The organism is Alphaproteobacteria bacterium (genome assembly GCA_019635875.1).
GTDB lineage: Bacteria > Pseudomonadota > Alphaproteobacteria > Reyranellales > Reyranellaceae > JAFAZJ01.
This window is the reverse complement of sequence record JAHBYP010000010.1, coordinates 49,677-65,167: the sequence shown is the minus strand read 5'-3', so window position 1 is coordinate 65,167 and position 15,491 is coordinate 49,677. Positions and strand designations below refer to the sequence as shown.

The 15,491-nt window shown below is 68.8% G+C and carries 14 protein-coding genes; 9 read left to right on the top strand and 5 right to left on the bottom strand.

Translation table 11 applies throughout. The features are described 5' to 3' along the window. Window positions 1-182 precede the first annotated feature (182 nt). The 4 genes from KF889_27010 to KF889_26995 all read left to right on the top strand — a co-directional run bounded on the left by KF889_27010 (window position 183) and on the right by KF889_26995 (window position 4,614). On the top strand, window positions 183-2,348 hold the full coding sequence (locus tag KF889_27010; protein ID MBX3503111.1) for a catalase: 2,166 nt from the start codon (window positions 183-185) through the stop codon (window positions 2,346-2,348). 158 nt (window positions 2,349-2,506) lie between these two features. Continuing rightward, a complete protein-coding gene (locus tag KF889_27005) occupies window positions 2,507-2,740 on the top strand; it encodes a hypothetical protein (GenBank protein MBX3503110.1) in 234 nt (77 codons plus the stop codon). Between the two features lie 86 nt (window positions 2,741-2,826). Then, window positions 2,827-3,279 (top strand): thermonuclease family protein, encoded by a 453-nt coding sequence (locus tag KF889_27000; protein MBX3503109.1) that lies wholly within the window; start codon window positions 2,827-2,829, stop codon window positions 3,277-3,279. 102 nt (window positions 3,280-3,381) lie between these two features. Continuing rightward, complete coding sequence (locus tag KF889_26995; GenBank protein ID MBX3503108.1) at window positions 3,382-4,614, top strand: serine hydrolase; 1,233 nt, start codon at window positions 3,382-3,384, stop codon at window positions 4,612-4,614. Between the two features lie 43 nt (window positions 4,615-4,657). Here the strand turns inward: KF889_26995 and KF889_26990 are convergent, their stop codons facing one another. Both KF889_26990 and otsB read right to left on the bottom strand, forming a co-directional pair. Beyond that, window positions 4,658-6,466, bottom strand: a complete 1,809-nt coding sequence (locus KF889_26990) for a glycoside hydrolase family 15 protein (protein ID MBX3503107.1) — start codon at window positions 6,464-6,466, stop codon at window positions 4,658-4,660. Next, a complete protein-coding gene (gene otsB, locus KF889_26985; protein ID MBX3503106.1) occupies window positions 6,463-7,272 on the bottom strand; it encodes a trehalose-phosphatase in 810 nt (269 codons plus the stop codon). Before otsB ends, KF889_26990 begins: the two co-directional genes overlap by 4 nt. Before the next feature lie 181 nt (window positions 7,273-7,453). On the opposite strand from otsB, the gene KF889_26980 reads away from it, so the two are divergent. After that, complete coding sequence (locus tag KF889_26980; protein MBX3503105.1) at window positions 7,454-8,896, top strand: trehalose-6-phosphate synthase; 1,443 nt, start codon at window positions 7,454-7,456, stop codon at window positions 8,894-8,896. A gap of 64 nt (window positions 8,897-8,960) precedes the next feature. Here the strand turns inward: KF889_26980 and KF889_26975 are convergent, their stop codons facing one another. The 3 genes from KF889_26975 to KF889_26965 all read right to left on the bottom strand — a co-directional run bounded on the left by KF889_26975 (window position 8,961) and on the right by KF889_26965 (window position 12,104). Continuing rightward, entirely contained in the window at window positions 8,961-9,293 is a 333-nt protein-coding gene (locus KF889_26975; GenBank protein ID MBX3503104.1) for a hypothetical protein, read from the bottom strand. 559 nt (window positions 9,294-9,852) lie between these two features. After that, on the bottom strand, window positions 9,853-11,229 hold the full coding sequence (locus KF889_26970) for an IS1380 family transposase (GenBank protein MBX3503103.1): 1,377 nt from the start codon (window positions 11,227-11,229) through the stop codon (window positions 9,853-9,855). A 95-nt stretch (window positions 11,230-11,324) separates the two neighbouring features. After that, the gene (locus KF889_26965) at window positions 11,325-12,104 is read right to left on the bottom strand and encodes a 5-oxoprolinase subunit PxpA (GenBank protein MBX3503102.1); all 780 of its coding nucleotides are present in this window, start codon (window positions 12,102-12,104) and stop codon (window positions 11,325-11,327) included. Between the two features lie 56 nt (window positions 12,105-12,160). Between KF889_26965 and pxpB the strand changes: the two genes are divergently transcribed. The 4 genes from pxpB (at window position 12,161) to KF889_26945 (ending at window position 15,251) form a co-directional block, all read left to right on the top strand. Further along, window positions 12,161-12,916 (top strand): 5-oxoprolinase subunit PxpB, encoded by a 756-nt coding sequence (gene pxpB / locus KF889_26960; GenBank protein MBX3503101.1) that lies wholly within the window; start codon window positions 12,161-12,163, stop codon window positions 12,914-12,916. A gap of 121 nt (window positions 12,917-13,037) precedes the next feature. Further along, window positions 13,038-14,075, top strand: coding sequence for a biotin-dependent carboxyltransferase family protein (locus tag KF889_26955; GenBank protein MBX3503100.1), 1,038 nt, complete (start codon window positions 13,038-13,040; stop codon window positions 14,073-14,075). Between the two features lie 102 nt (window positions 14,076-14,177). After that, the gene (locus KF889_26950) at window positions 14,178-14,660 is read left to right on the top strand and encodes a DUF861 domain-containing protein (protein ID MBX3503099.1); all 483 of its coding nucleotides are present in this window, start codon (window positions 14,178-14,180) and stop codon (window positions 14,658-14,660) included. A 24-nt stretch (window positions 14,661-14,684) separates the two neighbouring features. Further along, entirely contained in the window at window positions 14,685-15,251 is a 567-nt protein-coding gene (locus tag KF889_26945) for a dihydrofolate reductase (GenBank protein MBX3503098.1), read from the top strand. The last annotated feature ends 240 nt before the right edge of the window (window positions 15,252-15,491 follow it).

Here is a 15,491-nt window from a genome sequence, read left to right as displayed (position 1 = left end):
GGAGGCGAGGCGCTTTCCTGGCCCAGGGTCTTCCTGTCCTTCCCGGCCGACATGATTGCTACCTCCGTCCAGCCAATGCCAACGGTCGACCGACCTGTCGGTTGCGGCCGCGCGATAGGAACCACCGTCAGGAACCACCGTCGCGGCCTCCCGTTCCATGCCTCGACGAGATGGAGCGAGCCATGGCGAAGACGACGGGCGAGGCAGCGGCAGGGCGTACCCCCGGGGCCTCGCAGGCCCGGACAGCCGGCCAGGCGACCGGCAAGGTCGAGACAGCCAAGACGCAGGAACTCGCGCACCACAGCCAGCCGCCCGGCGAGCGCCTGACGACCAACCAGGGCGTCCGGGTCGGCGACGACCAGAGCTCGCTGAAGGCGCATGGCCGCGGCGCGACGCTGATCGAAGACATCCTGATGCGCGAGAAGATCACGCACTTCGATCACGAACGGATTCCCGAACGGGTCGTGCATGCGCGCGGCGCAGGTGCCCACGGCGTGTTCGTCTCGTACGGCGATCTCAGCGAGCTCACCATGGCGGCACCGCTGCAGGCCAAGGGTATCGAGACCCCCGTCTTCGTACGCTTCTCGACCGTGGTGGGATCGCGCGGCTCGAGCGACACGCCGCGCGACGTGCGCGGCTTCGCGGTGAAGTTCTACACCACGTCGGGCGTGTGGGACCTCGTCGGCAACAACATGCCGGTGTTCTTCATCCAGGACGCCAGCAAGTTCCCCGACCTGGTCCACGCGGTGAAGCCCGAGCCGCACAACGAGATCCCGCAGGCGACCGCGGCGCACGACACCTTCTGGGATTTCGTCTCGCTCACGCCGGAAAGCGCGCACATGCTGATGTGGGCGATGAGCGACCGGGCGCTGCCGCGCAGCTTCGCCACCATGGAAGGCTTCGGCGTGCACACCTTCCGGCTGGTCAATGCCGAAGGCGTGTCGCGCTTCGTGAAGTTCCACTGGAAGCCGCTGAAGGGCGTGGCGTCACAGGTCTGGGACGAGGCGCAGCTGACCTCGGGCCGCGATCCCGATTTCCATCGCCGCGACCTCTTCGAGGCGATCGAGCGCGGCGACTTCCCGGAATGGGAGCTGGGCCTGCAGATCGTCGAGGAGAAGGACGAGCATGCCTTCGACTTCGACCTGCTCGACCCGACCAAGATCATCCCCGAGGAGGTCGTGCCGATCCGCCGCGTCGGCAGGCTCACGCTCAACCGCAACCCCGATAATTTCTTCGCCGAGACCGAGCAGGTCGCCTTCGATACCGGCCATATCATCCCGGGCATCGACTTCACCAACGACCCGCTGCTGCAGGGCCGGCTGTTCTCCTACATCGACACGCAGCTCAGGCGCGTCGGGCCGAACTTCCACGAGCTGCCGATCAACCGCTCGCTGGCGCCGGTCGACAGCAATCAGCGTGACGGCTTCGCGCGCATGACCATCAACACGGGCCGCGTAAGCTACTTCCCCAACAGCCTGGCGCGCGGCTGCCCGATGCATTCGCCGCAGGCCGCCGAGGCGTTCCGCTCGCTGGCACGCGAGGAGTCGGGTGCCAAGACGCGCCGGCGCAGCCCCAGCTTCGACGATCACTTCAGCCAGGCGACGATGTTCTGGAACAGCATGAGCGAGTGGGAGAAGGACCACATTGCCGCCGCCTTCTCCTTCGAGCTCAACAACGTCGTCGACGAAGGCGTGCGCAACCGCATGATGAACGAGATCCTGGTCAATATCGATGCGGAACTTGCCGCCCTGGTGTCGGCGCAAACCGGCATCGCCCTCGAGCCCGCCGGCACACCCGACACTCCAACGCCCTCGGCGCCGACGCCGTCGGGGCCCATCAGGCGCGACGCGGTGACGCTCCGCTCGCCGGCACTCAGCATGGATCGGCCGGCGCCATCGGTGAAGGGACGCAAGGTCGGCATCCTGATCGGCTATGGCGCCGAGGCGGCGGAGCTGAACGCCCTCGTCGACGCGCTGGACCAGGCGGGAATCGTCGCGGAGCTGATCGCGCCGAGCGCCGGCCTGTTCACGGACGCCAGGGGCAAGACGATCAAGGTCAACCGCGCCGCGCCCAACGCCCCGTCGGTGACCTATGACGCCGCGCTTGTGCCGTCGGGCGTCGGCAAGGCGCTCGCCGCGTCCAGCCTCGCGATGCGCTTCCTGGCCGAGGCCTATCGGCATGGAAAGCCGATCGCCGTGGCGCACCAGTCCGGCGACCTGCTGCAGGCCTGCGACTTCGCCTCCGACGAGGGGGTGGTGGTGGCTGACCCGGGCAAGCTGGCGGCGTCCCTGATCGGCGCGATGGCGCGGCATCGCTTCCCCTACCGGCAGAAGCGCAAGAAGGAATGAGTCGTCCTGGCGGGTTATCCCCAGCCAAAGGGTGAACGCTCCATTTTGAACCCATTGCGCATGGACCAACTCGCCTCACGCGAGCATTAGTGCAGCAGCACTGCGCGTCACGGACGACCCCCGACCGGTGAAGGGCGCAGCTGACTGCGAGGCTCGACATGAGGGCGTGGTACGGTTGCGATCGTCACTGGTTCGTCGTCGCGTTGCCGTGGGGTTCGAGCGCCAAGGCCTATGGCTGGAGCGAGGACTCGATGAGCTGGGAGTATATCGGGCTCGAGCGCACCGACTGGATCGCCTCGCGCTTCGGCCGCGAGATCGAGCTCGATCGCATTCCTGCCGACGTCCGCGCCCTGCTGCCCAATCGCCGCGCCCAGCAACTCTTCGCCGCCTAGCCCGAAAGCCGGCTATAGTCGGGGCCCCGTCGTGGTCCCGACCGTCGATGCGTCGTTCTTCTGGGTTGATCGTCTTCGCGGCGTGCATGCTGCTCGCGCTCGCGCCGACGCGCGCCGAGATTCTCGCCGGGCCGGCCAACGGCCTTGACGAGGATTCGATCGCGGTCGGCGGCGAGCGCGTGCGGCTGTGGGGCATCGACGCGCCCGACCTCGGCCAACCCTGCATGCGCGGCGGCAAGGCCTGGGCCTGCGGTCGCGATTCCGCGCGCGCCCTCGACCGGCTGGTCGGCGGCAAGACCGTGCGCTGCCTGGTGATCGTGCGCGACAAGATCCGCCGGCTGGTGGTCGGCGACTGCACCCTGGGCGGCGAGAGCCTCTCGCGCTGGATGATCGTCAATGGCTACGCGATCATGAACACGCGCCAGACCGACGCCTACGCCAAGGAAGAGGCCGATGCGCGCGAGGCCAGGCGCGGCGTGTGGAGCAGCACCTTCGAGCCGCCCTGGGAATGGCGCGCGCGCCGGCAGCGCGGCCGCTGACCACGTTGCCCGCCGTTTGGCACTGGCCGGAACCGCTCGTCGTCACGTCAAGCTGCGGTGGCTCCTGCGTGCTAGCCTCGTGGCTCCCGTCGGGAGGACGCCATGACTTTCGCCCACGCCTGGCGCGTCGCGCTCGCCGCGATGGTGCTGAGCCTGCCCGCCCACGCGGCGCCCGACGAGGAGCTGCTCGGCAAGTCCAGGGGCTATCCGATCGGCACGCGCTCCAACTGGTTCTACGACGAGACAGTTCGGGTCGGCTCGTTCAGCCACATGGACAGCATCCTGCCGCACCGCGTGATCGCGAAGTCCGACACGCCGCGGCCATTGCCGCGCGCGGCCAAGGAGCAGGACTATACCTACACGTTCGACCACGCGACGCGCACCATCGAGGATTTCCTTGCAAGGCGCCGCATCACCGGTCTGATGGTGGTGCAGGACGGCGTCGTGCAGTTCGAGCGCTACCAGTACGACCGCACGCCCCGGCATCGCCTGCTGTCGAACTCGATGGCCAAGTCGATCACCGCCATCGCTGTCGGTCTTGCCCTGGCCGAGGGCAAGATCCGCTCGCTCGACGACACGGCGGCAACCTACGTGCCGGAGCTGGCCGGCTCGGGCTATGGCGAGACGCCGATCCGCGCGCTGCTGCGCATGGCCTCGGGCATCGCCTTCAGCGAGCGCTACGACGGCAAGGACGACATCCAGAAATTCGCCATGCTGTCGGTGCGCGACGGCACGCTGGCGGCGATACGCGCCTTCGACCGGCGCGAGCACGCGCCCAACACCAGGTTCCAGTACGCCTCGATCGAGACCGTGGTGCTGTCCTACGTGCTGAAGGGCGCCACCGGGCAGTCGCTCTCCGGCTACGTCGCCGAGCGCCTCTGGCGGCCGATGGGTGCGGAGGCCGACGCGAGCTGGATCATCGATCGCGCCGGCGTCGAGCTGGCGCACGGCTTCTTCAATGCGACGCTGCGCGACTGGGCGCGGCTCGGCATGCTGCTGGCCGATGACGGCATGATCGACGGCAGGCAGATCATCCCGCGCGACTTCCTGATCGAGGCGACCGACGCCGGACGCCAGCCGATGGCGTTCCGCCCGCGTCGCGCCACGGCCTATTACGGCTACGGCTACAAGTTCTGGCTCTACCCGTCGACGCCGCGCCGCTTCTCGCTGCTGGGCGTCTACGGCCAGTCGATCTTCGTCGATCCCGGAACGCGGCTCGCGCTGATCATCACCGCGGCCCAGAAGGAGGCGGTCAGCGCGGGTCCCGGCGGCTTTGGCGCCGAGCGCGATGCCCTGTGGCGCGGCATCCTCGGACGCCACGGCGCGAAGTGGTAGGAACGGTCCCAACCCATACCTTCCCCCGGAGGGGGAAGGGAAGTCAGATCGCCTCCTCCCAGCTGCGGCTGAGCCGCATCGCCGAGTTGATCAGGCCGACCATCGAGTAGGTCTGCGGGAAGTTGCCCCACAATTCGCCCGTCTCGACGTCGGCGTCCTCGGACAGCAGCCCGAAGGAGTTGCGGTGGCCGAGGATGCGCTCGAACAGCGCGCGCGCCTCCTCCTTGCGGCCGATCGAGGCGAGCGCGTCGACATACCAGAAGGCGCAGATCAGGAAGCCGCTGGTCATGTGGCCGAAATCGTCGCGCGTCGCGTAGCGCAGCAGCAGGTCGCCGCGCACCAGCTCCTTGCCGATCGCGTCGACCGTGGCGACGAAGCGCGGATCGTCTGCGCGCACGAAGTCGAGATCCGACAGCAGCAGCAGGCTGGCGTCGAGATCCTCGCCATCGAAGGTCGAGACGAAGGTGCCGCGCTTCTTCGACCAGATGCGCGGCTCGATTGCCGCGTGCACGCGATCGGCGTTCTGCCGCCAGTACGACGCGCGATCGTCGCGACCCAGGATGGTGGCGATGCGGGTAAGCCGGTCCAGCGCCGCCCAGCACATCACGCTGGAGAAGGTGTGGATGCTCTGCGAGTTGCGCAGCTCCCACGGACCCGCATCGGGCAGATCGAAGGTCGCCAGCGCACGCTCGCCCAGACGCTCGAGATGGGCGAAATGCGCAGCATGCCCGCCGCGCATCAGGCGGCGGTCGAAAAAGGCGTGGGTCGCCGCCAGCACCACGGCGCCGAATCCGTCGTACTGCATCTGGCTCACCGCCGCGTTGCCGACGCGCACCGGCCCGTCGCCGCGATAGCCCTTGAGCGAGGTGGCGATGAACTCCTCGGTCGAGCCGTTGCGCGTGATCGACAGCAGCGGCGGCAGATTGAACTCCTTCTCGGCGCCGAAGGTGTCGACGACATTGCCCATGAAGTTGACATACTCCTCCATGGTGCGGGTCGTGCCCAGGCGGTTGAGCGCGTGGACCACGAAGTACGCGTCACGCAGCCAGCAGAAGCGGTAGTCCCAGTTGCGCCCGGTGCCGGGCGCCTCGGGGATCGAAGTGGTGAGCGCCGCGACGATGGCGCCGGTCTCCTCGAAATTGCACAGCTTCAGGGTGATCGCCGCGCGGATCACCGGGTCCTGCCAGTCGAAGGGGATCGACAGCGCTCGCACCCAGTCGCGCCACCAGCCGGTCGTTTTGTCGAGGAACTCCCGTGCCGTGGCGTCGACCTCCGACTGCAGCGGCTCGTCGGCGCCGATGAAGAACGACATTGGCCGATCGACCGCGAAGGGCGTCTCGTCGAGGATGTAGGAGATCGGCGCATCGGTGGTCAGCCGCAGCGTCTGCGCCGTGCCGACATAGCGGATATGGCTGCTGCCGCGCGTGATGTCGGGCGGACGCGAGCCCAGGCCGAAGACCGGCCGCACGGCAGCGAGGATTCGCGGCCTGCCGGCCAGGGGGCGAACGCGCCGCACGATCTGCGGCGGCCGGAAGGTGCGCTCGAAGCGCAGGAAGCGCGGCGCGAAGTCGGTGATCTCGAGCTTGTTGCCGTGGTCGTCGGACATCACCGACACGACGATCGCGGTGTTGTCGACATAGGCCTGCTCGCAGCGCGTCATGCCGACCAAGTCGAGCGCGAAGACGCCGCGCGAAGGCGCCGCCTCGCTCTGCGCATCGCCGCCGTCGATCAGCGAGCAGAATACGGGCTCGCCGTCGAAGCGCGGGAAGCAGCCCCAGACGATTCGCGCGCGGCGATCGATCAGCGCCGCGACTGCGCAGTTACCGATGACCGCCAGATCCAATGAACTCACGAATCTTCCCTCCGGCCGATTTGCTCCGGTGACGGGTGTCCCGCCGCCGCCCAATCCGTCAGACATCGGCGCAGCGCCTCCGGCGTCGCCAGCCGCACGCCAGCGGCCGTGGGCCCCTCGCCGATCTTCACCGACACCCCGCCATGACGGTTGACGGCGGCAAAGGCTGCCTCGTCGGTGAGGTCGTCGCCGAAGAACACCGGCCGCCGTCCGGCATAGGGCTTCAGCGTGAGGAACTCGTCGACGGCGCCGCCCTTGCTGACATGCGACGGCACGATCTCGGCGACCGCGTGGCCGTGCTGGAGGCGATAGCCCGCACCTGCCGCGGCCAGCGCCCGGTCGACGGTCGACAGCGCCAGCGCCTCCAGCGCCGGCACCAGCCGCCAGTGGAAGGCTACCGAGAGCCGCTTGTCCTCGACCACCAGTCGCGGCTCGTCGCGCGCCAGGCGCCGCAGGACGTCGAGAGCGCGACGCAGGCCGCCGCGATCGGGCGTCTGGCCAGGCCGCATGACGCCGCCGACGCGGCGCTCGGCGCCATGCAGTCCCGCAACATCGAAATGCGGCCCGAGGTAGTGATCGATGGTCGCGATCGGCCGGCCCGACACGATGGCCAGCGCGCCGCCGAGGCAGCCGGCCAGCCGCACCAGCGTACGCGACAGGTCGGGATCGACGACGACCGAATCCGGCCGCGCGGCGAGCTCGACCAGCGTGCCGTCGAAGTCGAGAAACAAGGCCCAGGACGAGCCGGTAGAGTCGACCGCCGAGGAGTCATCCAGCACGCGGACTTGTTCATTCGCCTGAGTCATGCCGTCTGCGCGCGGTGAGCGGTCACGGAAATCCCTATCTAGGTCATTGTAAACGCAGATGCCACCTTGAAACCTGACGACACAATGACCAAATAAAGGCATGCAGACGCCGCGCCGCCGGGAGGAGGTGCGAGCCGAGCGGGATTATGCTCGGCCCCGTTTCACCACCACGGAGCGCTCGATGCGGCTGGTCGTCGTATCCAACCGGGTTCCATCGCCTCGCGGACGCGAGATGGCAGCGGCCGGCGGCTTGGCCGTGGCGCTGCGCGACGCGCTGCGCGAGCGTGGCGGAATCTGGTTCGGGTGGAGCGGCGCCGTTTCGGAGACGCCCGATTCCGCACCGCGCACGGTGGTGCGCGGCCAGATCGCCTACGAGCAGGTCGATCTCACGCCGGTCGATCGCCAGGAGTATTACCTCGGCTTCGCCAACCGCGTGCTGTGGCCGGGCATGCACTACCGGCTTGGCCTCACGGAGTTCTCGCGCAACGACTATGCGGGATATCTGCGCGTCAATCGCATGCTGGCGGAATCGCTGGCGCCGCGTCTGCGTCCCGACGATATCGTCTGGGTCCACGACTATCACCTGCTGCCCTTCGCATCGGTGCTGCGCGAACTGGGCGTGAAGAATCGCATCGGCTATTTCCATCACATCCCGTGGCCGCCCATCGAGGTTTTCGGCGCCATTCCCGCGAGCCGGGATCTGCTGGAGGGAATGGGCGCCTACGATCTCATCGGGCTGCAGACCGACACAGACGCCGGCAACCTCGTGCGCGGCCTGGTCGAGACGACCGGCGCCACGACCGACCGGCGCGGCCGGCTGCGCATGGCCGGACGCACGATCCGCGTCGATGCGTTTCCGATCGGCATCGATGTCGAGGAGTTCGAGCGCTTCGCTGGGCGCGCCGGCGCCCTGCCGCTGGTGCGCCAGACGGCGCAGAGCCTGGGCGATCGCCCGCTGGTGATCGGCGTCGATCGCCTCGACTATTCCAAGGGCATCGTCGAACGCATCGAAGCCTTCGAGCGCTTCCTGATCGCCAATCCGCAACAGCGCGGCGGGCCGATCCTGTTGCAGATCACGCCGCCGTCGCGTTCGGAAGTACCGGAATACGCCGAGCTCGGCCACCGCATCGACCAGGCCGTAGGCCGCCTGAACGGCGCGCATGGCGGCCTCGACTGGACGCCGGTGCGCTTCGTCAAGCGGGCGTTCTCGCGCCAGGTGCTGGCCGGTCTCTATCGCCACGCCGCGGTCGGCCTGGTGACGCCGATGCGCGACGGCATGAACCTGGTGGCCAAGGAGTATGTCGCAGCGCAGGATCCGGCCAGTCCCGGCGTGCTGGTGCTGTCGCGCTTCGCCGGCGCGGCGCGCCAGATGCCCGAGGCGCTGATCGTCAACCCGTTCGACAAGACCGATGTCGCCGAAGCCATTCGCAGCGCGCTCGACATGCCGCTCGAGGAACGCCAGCGCCGCCACGCGGCGCTGCTCGCCGGGCTGAAGGCGCGCGACGTCAACTGGTGGGCGGAGGCCTATCTCGCGGCGCTGTCGCGCTCGCGGCGGCGGGCTCCGCCGAAGCCGAAACTGCGCGCCGTCAGAAGCGGCGAGATCGGCCGCTTCGCCGCGGCCTAGGGCAAGAATCCACGGTTCGATCCACGCGAAATGCGCGACAAGCCGAATCGCGAGCGAGCGGAGACTACGACGTCTGCCCGTGGCTGGCATAGAGCTGCAGCACCTGCACGGCCCTGGGCAGCTCGATCAGGAACTCGGCGTCGCGATCGAGGTGGTGGATCCTCGTCGGATCGCCGCCGGTGAAGCGCGACATCGCCTCGATGCTCTCCCAGTACGAGATGGTGACGAATTCCGTCTCCTCGCCGCGATCCTCGCGCAGCGACTGCACGCCCAGGGCCTTCTCCATCAGCGGCTTCACGCCGACCTCGAAATTGTAGCGCTGGTACTCGTCGGCGCGCTCGCGACGCACGCGACCGCGCCAGACGCGTACAATGGTCGGCTTCGGCGTCGACGCCATGAGCATCCTCCCGGAGTTTGTGTCATCCCGAGCGCAAGCGAGGGATCCAGCCAGCTTCCTGGATCCCTCGCTCCGCTCGGGATAACAGGCGGGCCTATCGAACGATCCGGTAGGTGATGTGGGTGGTCTTTGGCGGCGATGCCACCGATTCCTGCTCGAGCTTGAACTCGCCGGGCTTCAGTCCCTCGAACAGGTGCAGCCCGGCGCCCATCAGCATCGGCGCGACGGGCAGCGTCAGCTCGTCGGCCGCGCCGGCGCGCAGGCAAGTGAAAGGTCGTGCCGCCCTTGCGCACCGAGGGCGCGCGCGGCGTGGGGGTGAGCACGAGGACCGGCGCGTGGAACGGCGCCTCCTCCGGGCCGGCGACCTCGCGCTCGTCGCGCGGCGCCCCTAGCCCGGATATCTCACAGGGAAGAAGTGAGAGAGTGGAGTGATGGGCGCAGGGTGTGTGGCGTGATGGTCTGAGTGATATCGGTGATTTTGGCCGGATCGCGAGCGCGGATGAAGGCCGCCGGAAGCGGTGAGCGGAAGGTATGTCGGCTGTGCGGTGTCTGGTTCGTGTCAGGCGTCGGCGGCCATGGCGTGGTAGGCGATGGCCCAGTCGCGCTGCCAGGGATGGCCTGAGGCCATGGCGATCCTGACCCTGCGGACGGAGACGCGGACGAGGGCGCCGATCTTGAGCAGCTTCAGCCGGATCGAGCCGCAGGTGGCATCGGCCAGGGCGGTGGTCTTCAGGGCGATGCGGCGCAGGCCGTCGAGCAGGACATAGGCGAACGAGGCGAACCACAGGCGCAGCTGGTTGGCGCGCATGGTGGCGCTGGAGGTGCGGTCGGCGAAGAGGTCGAGCTGGCACTCCTTGATGCGGTTCTCCATCTCGCCGCGGGCGCAGTAGAGGCCCTCGTAGAGAGCGCGGGCGCCGGCGCGGTCGGGGCCAAGCGAGGTGACGACGAAGCGCGGGTTGGCCTCGTCCTGGGTATGCTCGGCCTTGCCGACGACGCGACGCCTGCGGCTCCAGCTGTCGCGCGTCGTCCACAGGAAGTCCTTGAAGCGGCGCGCCGGGGCGCCAGTGATGGTGCTCTCGGCAGCGGCCATGGCCAGTTCCGCGGCGATCTCGCCGACCAGGCGGGCGTTGCGCGCCAGGCCGAACAGATAGTCGACGGCGTTGGCCTCGCACCAGGCCATCAGCGCCTCGCGGGCGAAGCCGGAGTCGGCGCGCAGCACGATGCGCACCGCGGGCCAGCGGGCGCGGATCTGGGCGACGATGCGCGCGATCTCCTCCTGTGCGCCGGCCGCGGCGTCGATGTTGGCCGGCCGCAGCTTGGCCGCCAGCAGGTGGCGGCCGCAGAAGACGTAGAGCGGCAGGTAGCAGTAATGGCCGTAATAGCCGTGGAAGAAGCGGCCTTCCTGCGCGCCGTGCAGCGGATCGTCGGTGGCATCCAGGTCGAGCACGATCTCCTCGGGCGCCTTGGCATGCGCCTCGAGGAAGACCTCGACCAGCAGCGCCTCGATCGCCGCCGCGTCGTGGCCGATCTTGTGGTAGCGCGTCGGCTCCGGCCGGCTCAGCTCCAGCCGGTTCAGCGTCGACTTGCCGGCCACCGCCGCACAGTCCTTGCGCCGCGCCGCAAGCTTGCCCGCCAGCACCGCCATCACAGGGTCGTGCCGCAGCCAGTCGTGGTCGTTCAGATCCTCGTAGCCCAGCGCCAGGCCATAGACGCGCTGCCCGACCAGGGTACGAACCTCGTGCTCGATCAACTCGCGGTTCCGACGATCGACGAAGCAGCCGGCAAAGCGCTCGATCAGACCCAGCGCCCGGTCCGTCGCCCCCAGCAGCAGCCCGCCGGCATCCGACGTCATCGACCCGCCGTCGAACGACGCCGCGACCACGCGTCTTTCCACGGCTGCAAAGCCAAACAATTCCGCGATACACTCTGTCGGCATCGGGGTTCTTTCCTCTGTTCGCGAAAGTCGTTGCGGCACAACAACTTTCTCAGAGGCAGGACTCCGATGCACCCTTTACCTTTGAGATATCCGGGCTAGTTCATCGACCTGAGCTCGGTCAGCGGCACGATGCGGATCTGGCTGCCCTCCAGCCCCTCGCGCACGGCGCGCGCGGTGGCGACGGCGGTCGGCTCGTCGCCGTGCACGCAGACCGAGTCGACCTGACAGGGCACCTTCTTGCCGCCATGAGAGAAGATCGCCTGCTCCTCGATCATGCGCTTGACGTGCGCCACCGAGGCCGCCGCGTCGTGGATCATGGCGTGCTTTTCCTTGCGCGGGGTCAGCAGGCCGGCATCGGTGTAGGTGCGGTCGGCGAAGACCTCCTCGGCCACCCGCAGCCCGGCCTTGCGGGCCGCCGGCACCTGCGCCGTCACCGCCTGGGCGAGGAAGATCAGGTTGCGGTCGACGGCGCGGATAGCGCGCGCGATGGCGTCGCTGAGATCCTGATCCTCGGCCGACATGTTGGCCATCATGCCGTGCGGCTTGACGTGGGTGACCTTGGCGCCGTGCAGGGCGGCGACGCCCATCAGGGCGCCGATCTGGTAGGCCATGGCATGCTCGATCTCGGCATTGCTCATGCGGATGACGCGGCGGCCGAAGCCCTGCAGGTCCTGGAACCCGGGATGCGCGCCGATCGACACGCCGTTGTCGAGGCAGAGCTTCACCGTGGCCGACATCACCGAGGGATCGCCGGCGTGGAAGCCGCAGGCGACATTGGCCGAACGCACGATCTTGAGCACCTCCTGGTCGTTGCCCATCTTCCACGGGCCGAAGCTCTCGCCGAGGTCTGAATTGATGTTCACTTCGCTGGCCATGACTCGCCTCCTGCCGGTCCGCTATCCTAGCGCCGCCTCGACATGACGGAAACGGCGTGAGCACCAGGATCCTCGATTGCGGCGACACCGCGTTCAGTGTCGAGTTCGGCAGCACCATCGCCCCCGACATCAACGCCCGGGTCATGGCGCTGCACGGCGCCATCGCCGCCGCGCGCGCGGCCGGGCGGCCCGGCGACGCCCTGGCGGGCGTCGTCGAGACCGTGCCCAGCATGCGCGCGCTCCTGGTGATCTACGACCCGCTCTCGACGAGCCGCGCCGAGTTGCAGCCGGCGATCGAGGCCCTGCTGGCCGGCGGGCTCGCGGTCGCGGCCAAGGCGCGGCACATCACCCTGCCCTGCTGCTACGACGATGCCGAGTTCGCGCCCGACCTGGCCGAGGTCGCCCAGCGCACCGGGGTGACGACGGAGGAGGTGGTCCGCCTGCATCTCGCATCCGACTTCCGGGTCTATGTCGTGGGCTTCATGCCCGGACTGCCCTACATGGCCGGGCTGCAGAAGAAGCTGCATCTGCCGCGGCGCGCCTCGCCGCGCCTGCGCGTGCCGGCGCTCAGCGTCGCCATCGCCACCGAGATGACGGTGGTCTACCCGTTCGAGAGCCCCGGCGGCTGGCACCTGATCGGCCGCACGCCGGTGGCGATGTTCGACGCGCGGCGCGGCGAGCAGGCGACGACCCTGGCGCCGGGCGACGCCGTGCGCTTCAGCCGCATCGATCGCGCCGCGTACGATTCGCTGTGCGCCGAAGCCGAGCACGCGCCGTTCGACATTGCCCGCTTCGTCGAGGTGGAGTCGTGAGATGCCGCCGTCATCCTGAGCGAAGCGACGGATCCAGCGGTGGTGCGATCTCTCACTCCGTCGCCATCTGGCCGCGGGACAGCGAGGTCCTTCGCTGCGCTCAGGACGACAGGAGTTGGTCATGAGCGCGCGGTTGATCGTCGAGCGGCCCGGCCTGTTCGACACGGTGCAGGATCGCGGCCGCATCGGCTTCCAGGAGCTGGGCATGCCCACGGCCGGCGCCATGGACCGCATCGCGCTGGCACTGGCCAATGCGCTCGCCGGCAATCCCGCCGAGGCCAATGCCGCGGCACTGGAGATGGGCGTGCTGGGTCCGACCCTGGTGGTCGAGGCCGAGTCGGTGCGCATCGGCCTGGTCGGGCCGATCGAGGCGGCGCTGACAGCAAACGATGGCACCGCACCCAGGCCGCTGCCGTCCGACCGCTCGCACACGCTGAGCCGCGGCCAGCGCCTGAAGCTGGGCGCCATCGAGGGCGTCAGCACCGCCTACCTCGCGGTCGAGGGCGGCATCGCCGTGCCGGCCTTCATGGGCAGCCGCAGCACCTACACCCGCGCCGGGCTGGGCGGGCTGGAGGGCCGCAAGCTAAAGGAAGCCGACGCCCTGCCGCTGGCGCGCGAGGCCGCCAGCGCGCGCGCCGAGCTGGCGCTTGCGGCGCCCTTCGACTACGGCCGCGGCCCGATCCGCGTCGTGCCAGGGCCGCAGGCCGACCACTTCACCGAATCCGGTCATGCCACCTTTACGGGCAGCGAGTACGTCGTGTCGAAGGAGGCGGACCGCATGGGCATCCGCTTCGAGGGCCCGAAGATCGAGCACTCGGCGCTGGGCCCGGACATCGTCTCCGACGGCATCGCGCAGGGCGCCATCCAGGTGCCGGCGGCCGGCCTGCCGATCGCCCTGCTGGCCGACCGCCAGACCGTGGGCGGCTACTCCAAGATCGCCACCATCGCCTCGGCCGACCTGCCACGCACCTGCCGCCTGCTGCCCGGCATGCGCGTGCGCTTCGTCGCCATTTCGGTCGCCGAGGCCGAGGCGCTGCGCCGCGACCAGGAACGCCGGCTGGCCGCAGCGATCGCCGGCCTGAAGCCGACGCGACCCGAAGGCGGAATCGACCTGAAGGCTCTTTACGAGGAAAATCTGATAGATGGCGTCGTTCTTTGACCTAAGGTGAATTATCACGCAAATTGGTCACATTGACGTCAGACATCACTTCCGGTATCAACAACTGCATATTGAGCCGTTGATAGTCGAGCGATTTCCCTGATGTCCCTGGCGCCGCTGCAGCGTACCACCACTGCCACCGTCGAGATGCGTCCGGCCCCCATCGATCCGTCCTGGGTCGTCGAGGGCAGCCCGATGGCGCGCGTCGGCGCGGTGTCGCGCAGCGCCGACGGGCTCAGCTGGACCGACATCTGGGACTGCACCGAGGGCCGCTTCGTCTGGCGCTACGACGTCGATGAGACCGTGCACATCCTCGAAGGCGGCGCCCATGTCGTGGACGCCAACGGCACGCACTGGGACCTGCGCCCGGGCGACGTCGTGAGCTTCCGCGTCGGCACGCAGGCGAGCTGGCACGTGCCTCGCTATGTGCGCAAGGTCGCCTTCTGCAGCGAGGTGGTGCCCAAGCCGCTCACCGCGCTGATCGACGTCGAGCGCAGGCTGCGCGGCCGCAGCAAGCCGCTGGCCGCCGCCGTCGCCGGGCTGTTCGCCATGACCATGGCCGCCGGCGTGATGATGGCGGAATAGCGCCGCGGCGCGCAGGATGCGCGCATGCGACCGCTCATCCTGGGCTATGTCATCGTCTCGCGCGAAGGCGCCTACGCCACCGCCGACGGCCACTATCCCGATGTGCTGAAGATCGAGGCAGACCAGATCTTCTATCGCGACGCGCTGCGGTCAGCCGACGCCATCGCCCATGGCCGTCGCTCCGCCGAGCGCGACCCGCAGACCAGGAACAAGCCGCGTCTGACCGCGACACGCTCGGTCGCCGGCCTCGCGCCCGACCCGAAGCGGCGGCACGGCCTGCTGTGGAATCCCGCCGGCGCCAGCTTCGATGACGCATGGCGGCGACTCGGCCTCACACCCGACTCGACCCTCGCCGTCGTCGGCGGCGCCGGGCTGTTCGGCGTGTTCCTCGACATCGGCTACGAAACCTTCTTCCTTACCCAGTGCCGTTCGGCGAGCATGCCCGACGGACGATTGACCTTTCCCGAGATGGAAGGACGACCCGATCTCACGCCACAGGCCGTGCTGACACGACACGCCTACCGCATGAGCGCCCAGCATGTGCTCGATGCGGCCACGGATACCGTGCTGGAGCAGTGGAGGCCGAGTTGACGATCCGCCAGGACGTCGCCGATCACGGCAGGTGAGCAGCTGGCGTGAGGGCGGGCGATCACAGGCACACGCGTCTCCGTCGAACGTCGCCACCCGCCGTAACCGGGGATCGCTCGTCGGACCGGCGCAGGGCCTCGTCGACCTGATGCCGTGACGCGCTCGGTGGCCAGGAACGAATGGCCGAGACACGATCCGCGCACCTGCGCCACGTCAGTGATGCGCCCGGACGTGCGCGACCGC

Excerpts from the sequence above, each read along its gene's own strand:
- KF889_27010 (MBX3503111.1), top strand. The coding sequence starts at position 183 with ATGGCGAAGACGACGGGCGAGGCAGCGGCAGGGCGTACCCCCGGGGCC.
- KF889_27005 (MBX3503110.1), top strand. The coding sequence starts at position 2,507 with ATGAGGGCGTGGTACGGTTGCGATCGTCACTGGTTCGTCGTCGCGTTG.
- KF889_27000 (MBX3503109.1), top strand. The coding sequence starts at position 2,827 with ATGCTGCTCGCGCTCGCGCCGACGCGCGCCGAGATTCTCGCCGGGCCG.
- KF889_26995 (MBX3503108.1), top strand. The coding sequence starts at position 3,382 with ATGACTTTCGCCCACGCCTGGCGCGTCGCGCTCGCCGCGATGGTGCTG.
- otsB (MBX3503106.1), bottom strand. The coding sequence starts at position 7,272 with ATGACTCAGGCGAATGAACAAGTCCGCGTGCTGGATGACTCCTCGGCG.
- KF889_26980 (MBX3503105.1), top strand. The coding sequence starts at position 7,454 with ATGCGGCTGGTCGTCGTATCCAACCGGGTTCCATCGCCTCGCGGACGC.
- KF889_26975 (MBX3503104.1), bottom strand. The coding sequence starts at position 9,293 with ATGGCGTCGACGCCGAAGCCGACCATTGTACGCGTCTGGCGCGGTCGC.
- KF889_26970 (MBX3503103.1), bottom strand. The coding sequence starts at position 11,229 with ATGCCGACAGAGTGTATCGCGGAATTGTTTGGCTTTGCAGCCGTGGAA.
- KF889_26965 (MBX3503102.1), bottom strand. The coding sequence starts at position 12,104 with ATGGCCAGCGAAGTGAACATCAATTCAGACCTCGGCGAGAGCTTCGGC.
- KF889_26955 (MBX3503100.1), top strand. The coding sequence starts at position 13,038 with ATGAGCGCGCGGTTGATCGTCGAGCGGCCCGGCCTGTTCGACACGGTG.
- KF889_26950 (MBX3503099.1), top strand. The coding sequence starts at position 14,178 with ATGTCCCTGGCGCCGCTGCAGCGTACCACCACTGCCACCGTCGAGATG.
- KF889_26945 (MBX3503098.1), top strand. The coding sequence starts at position 14,685 with ATGCGACCGCTCATCCTGGGCTATGTCATCGTCTCGCGCGAAGGCGCC.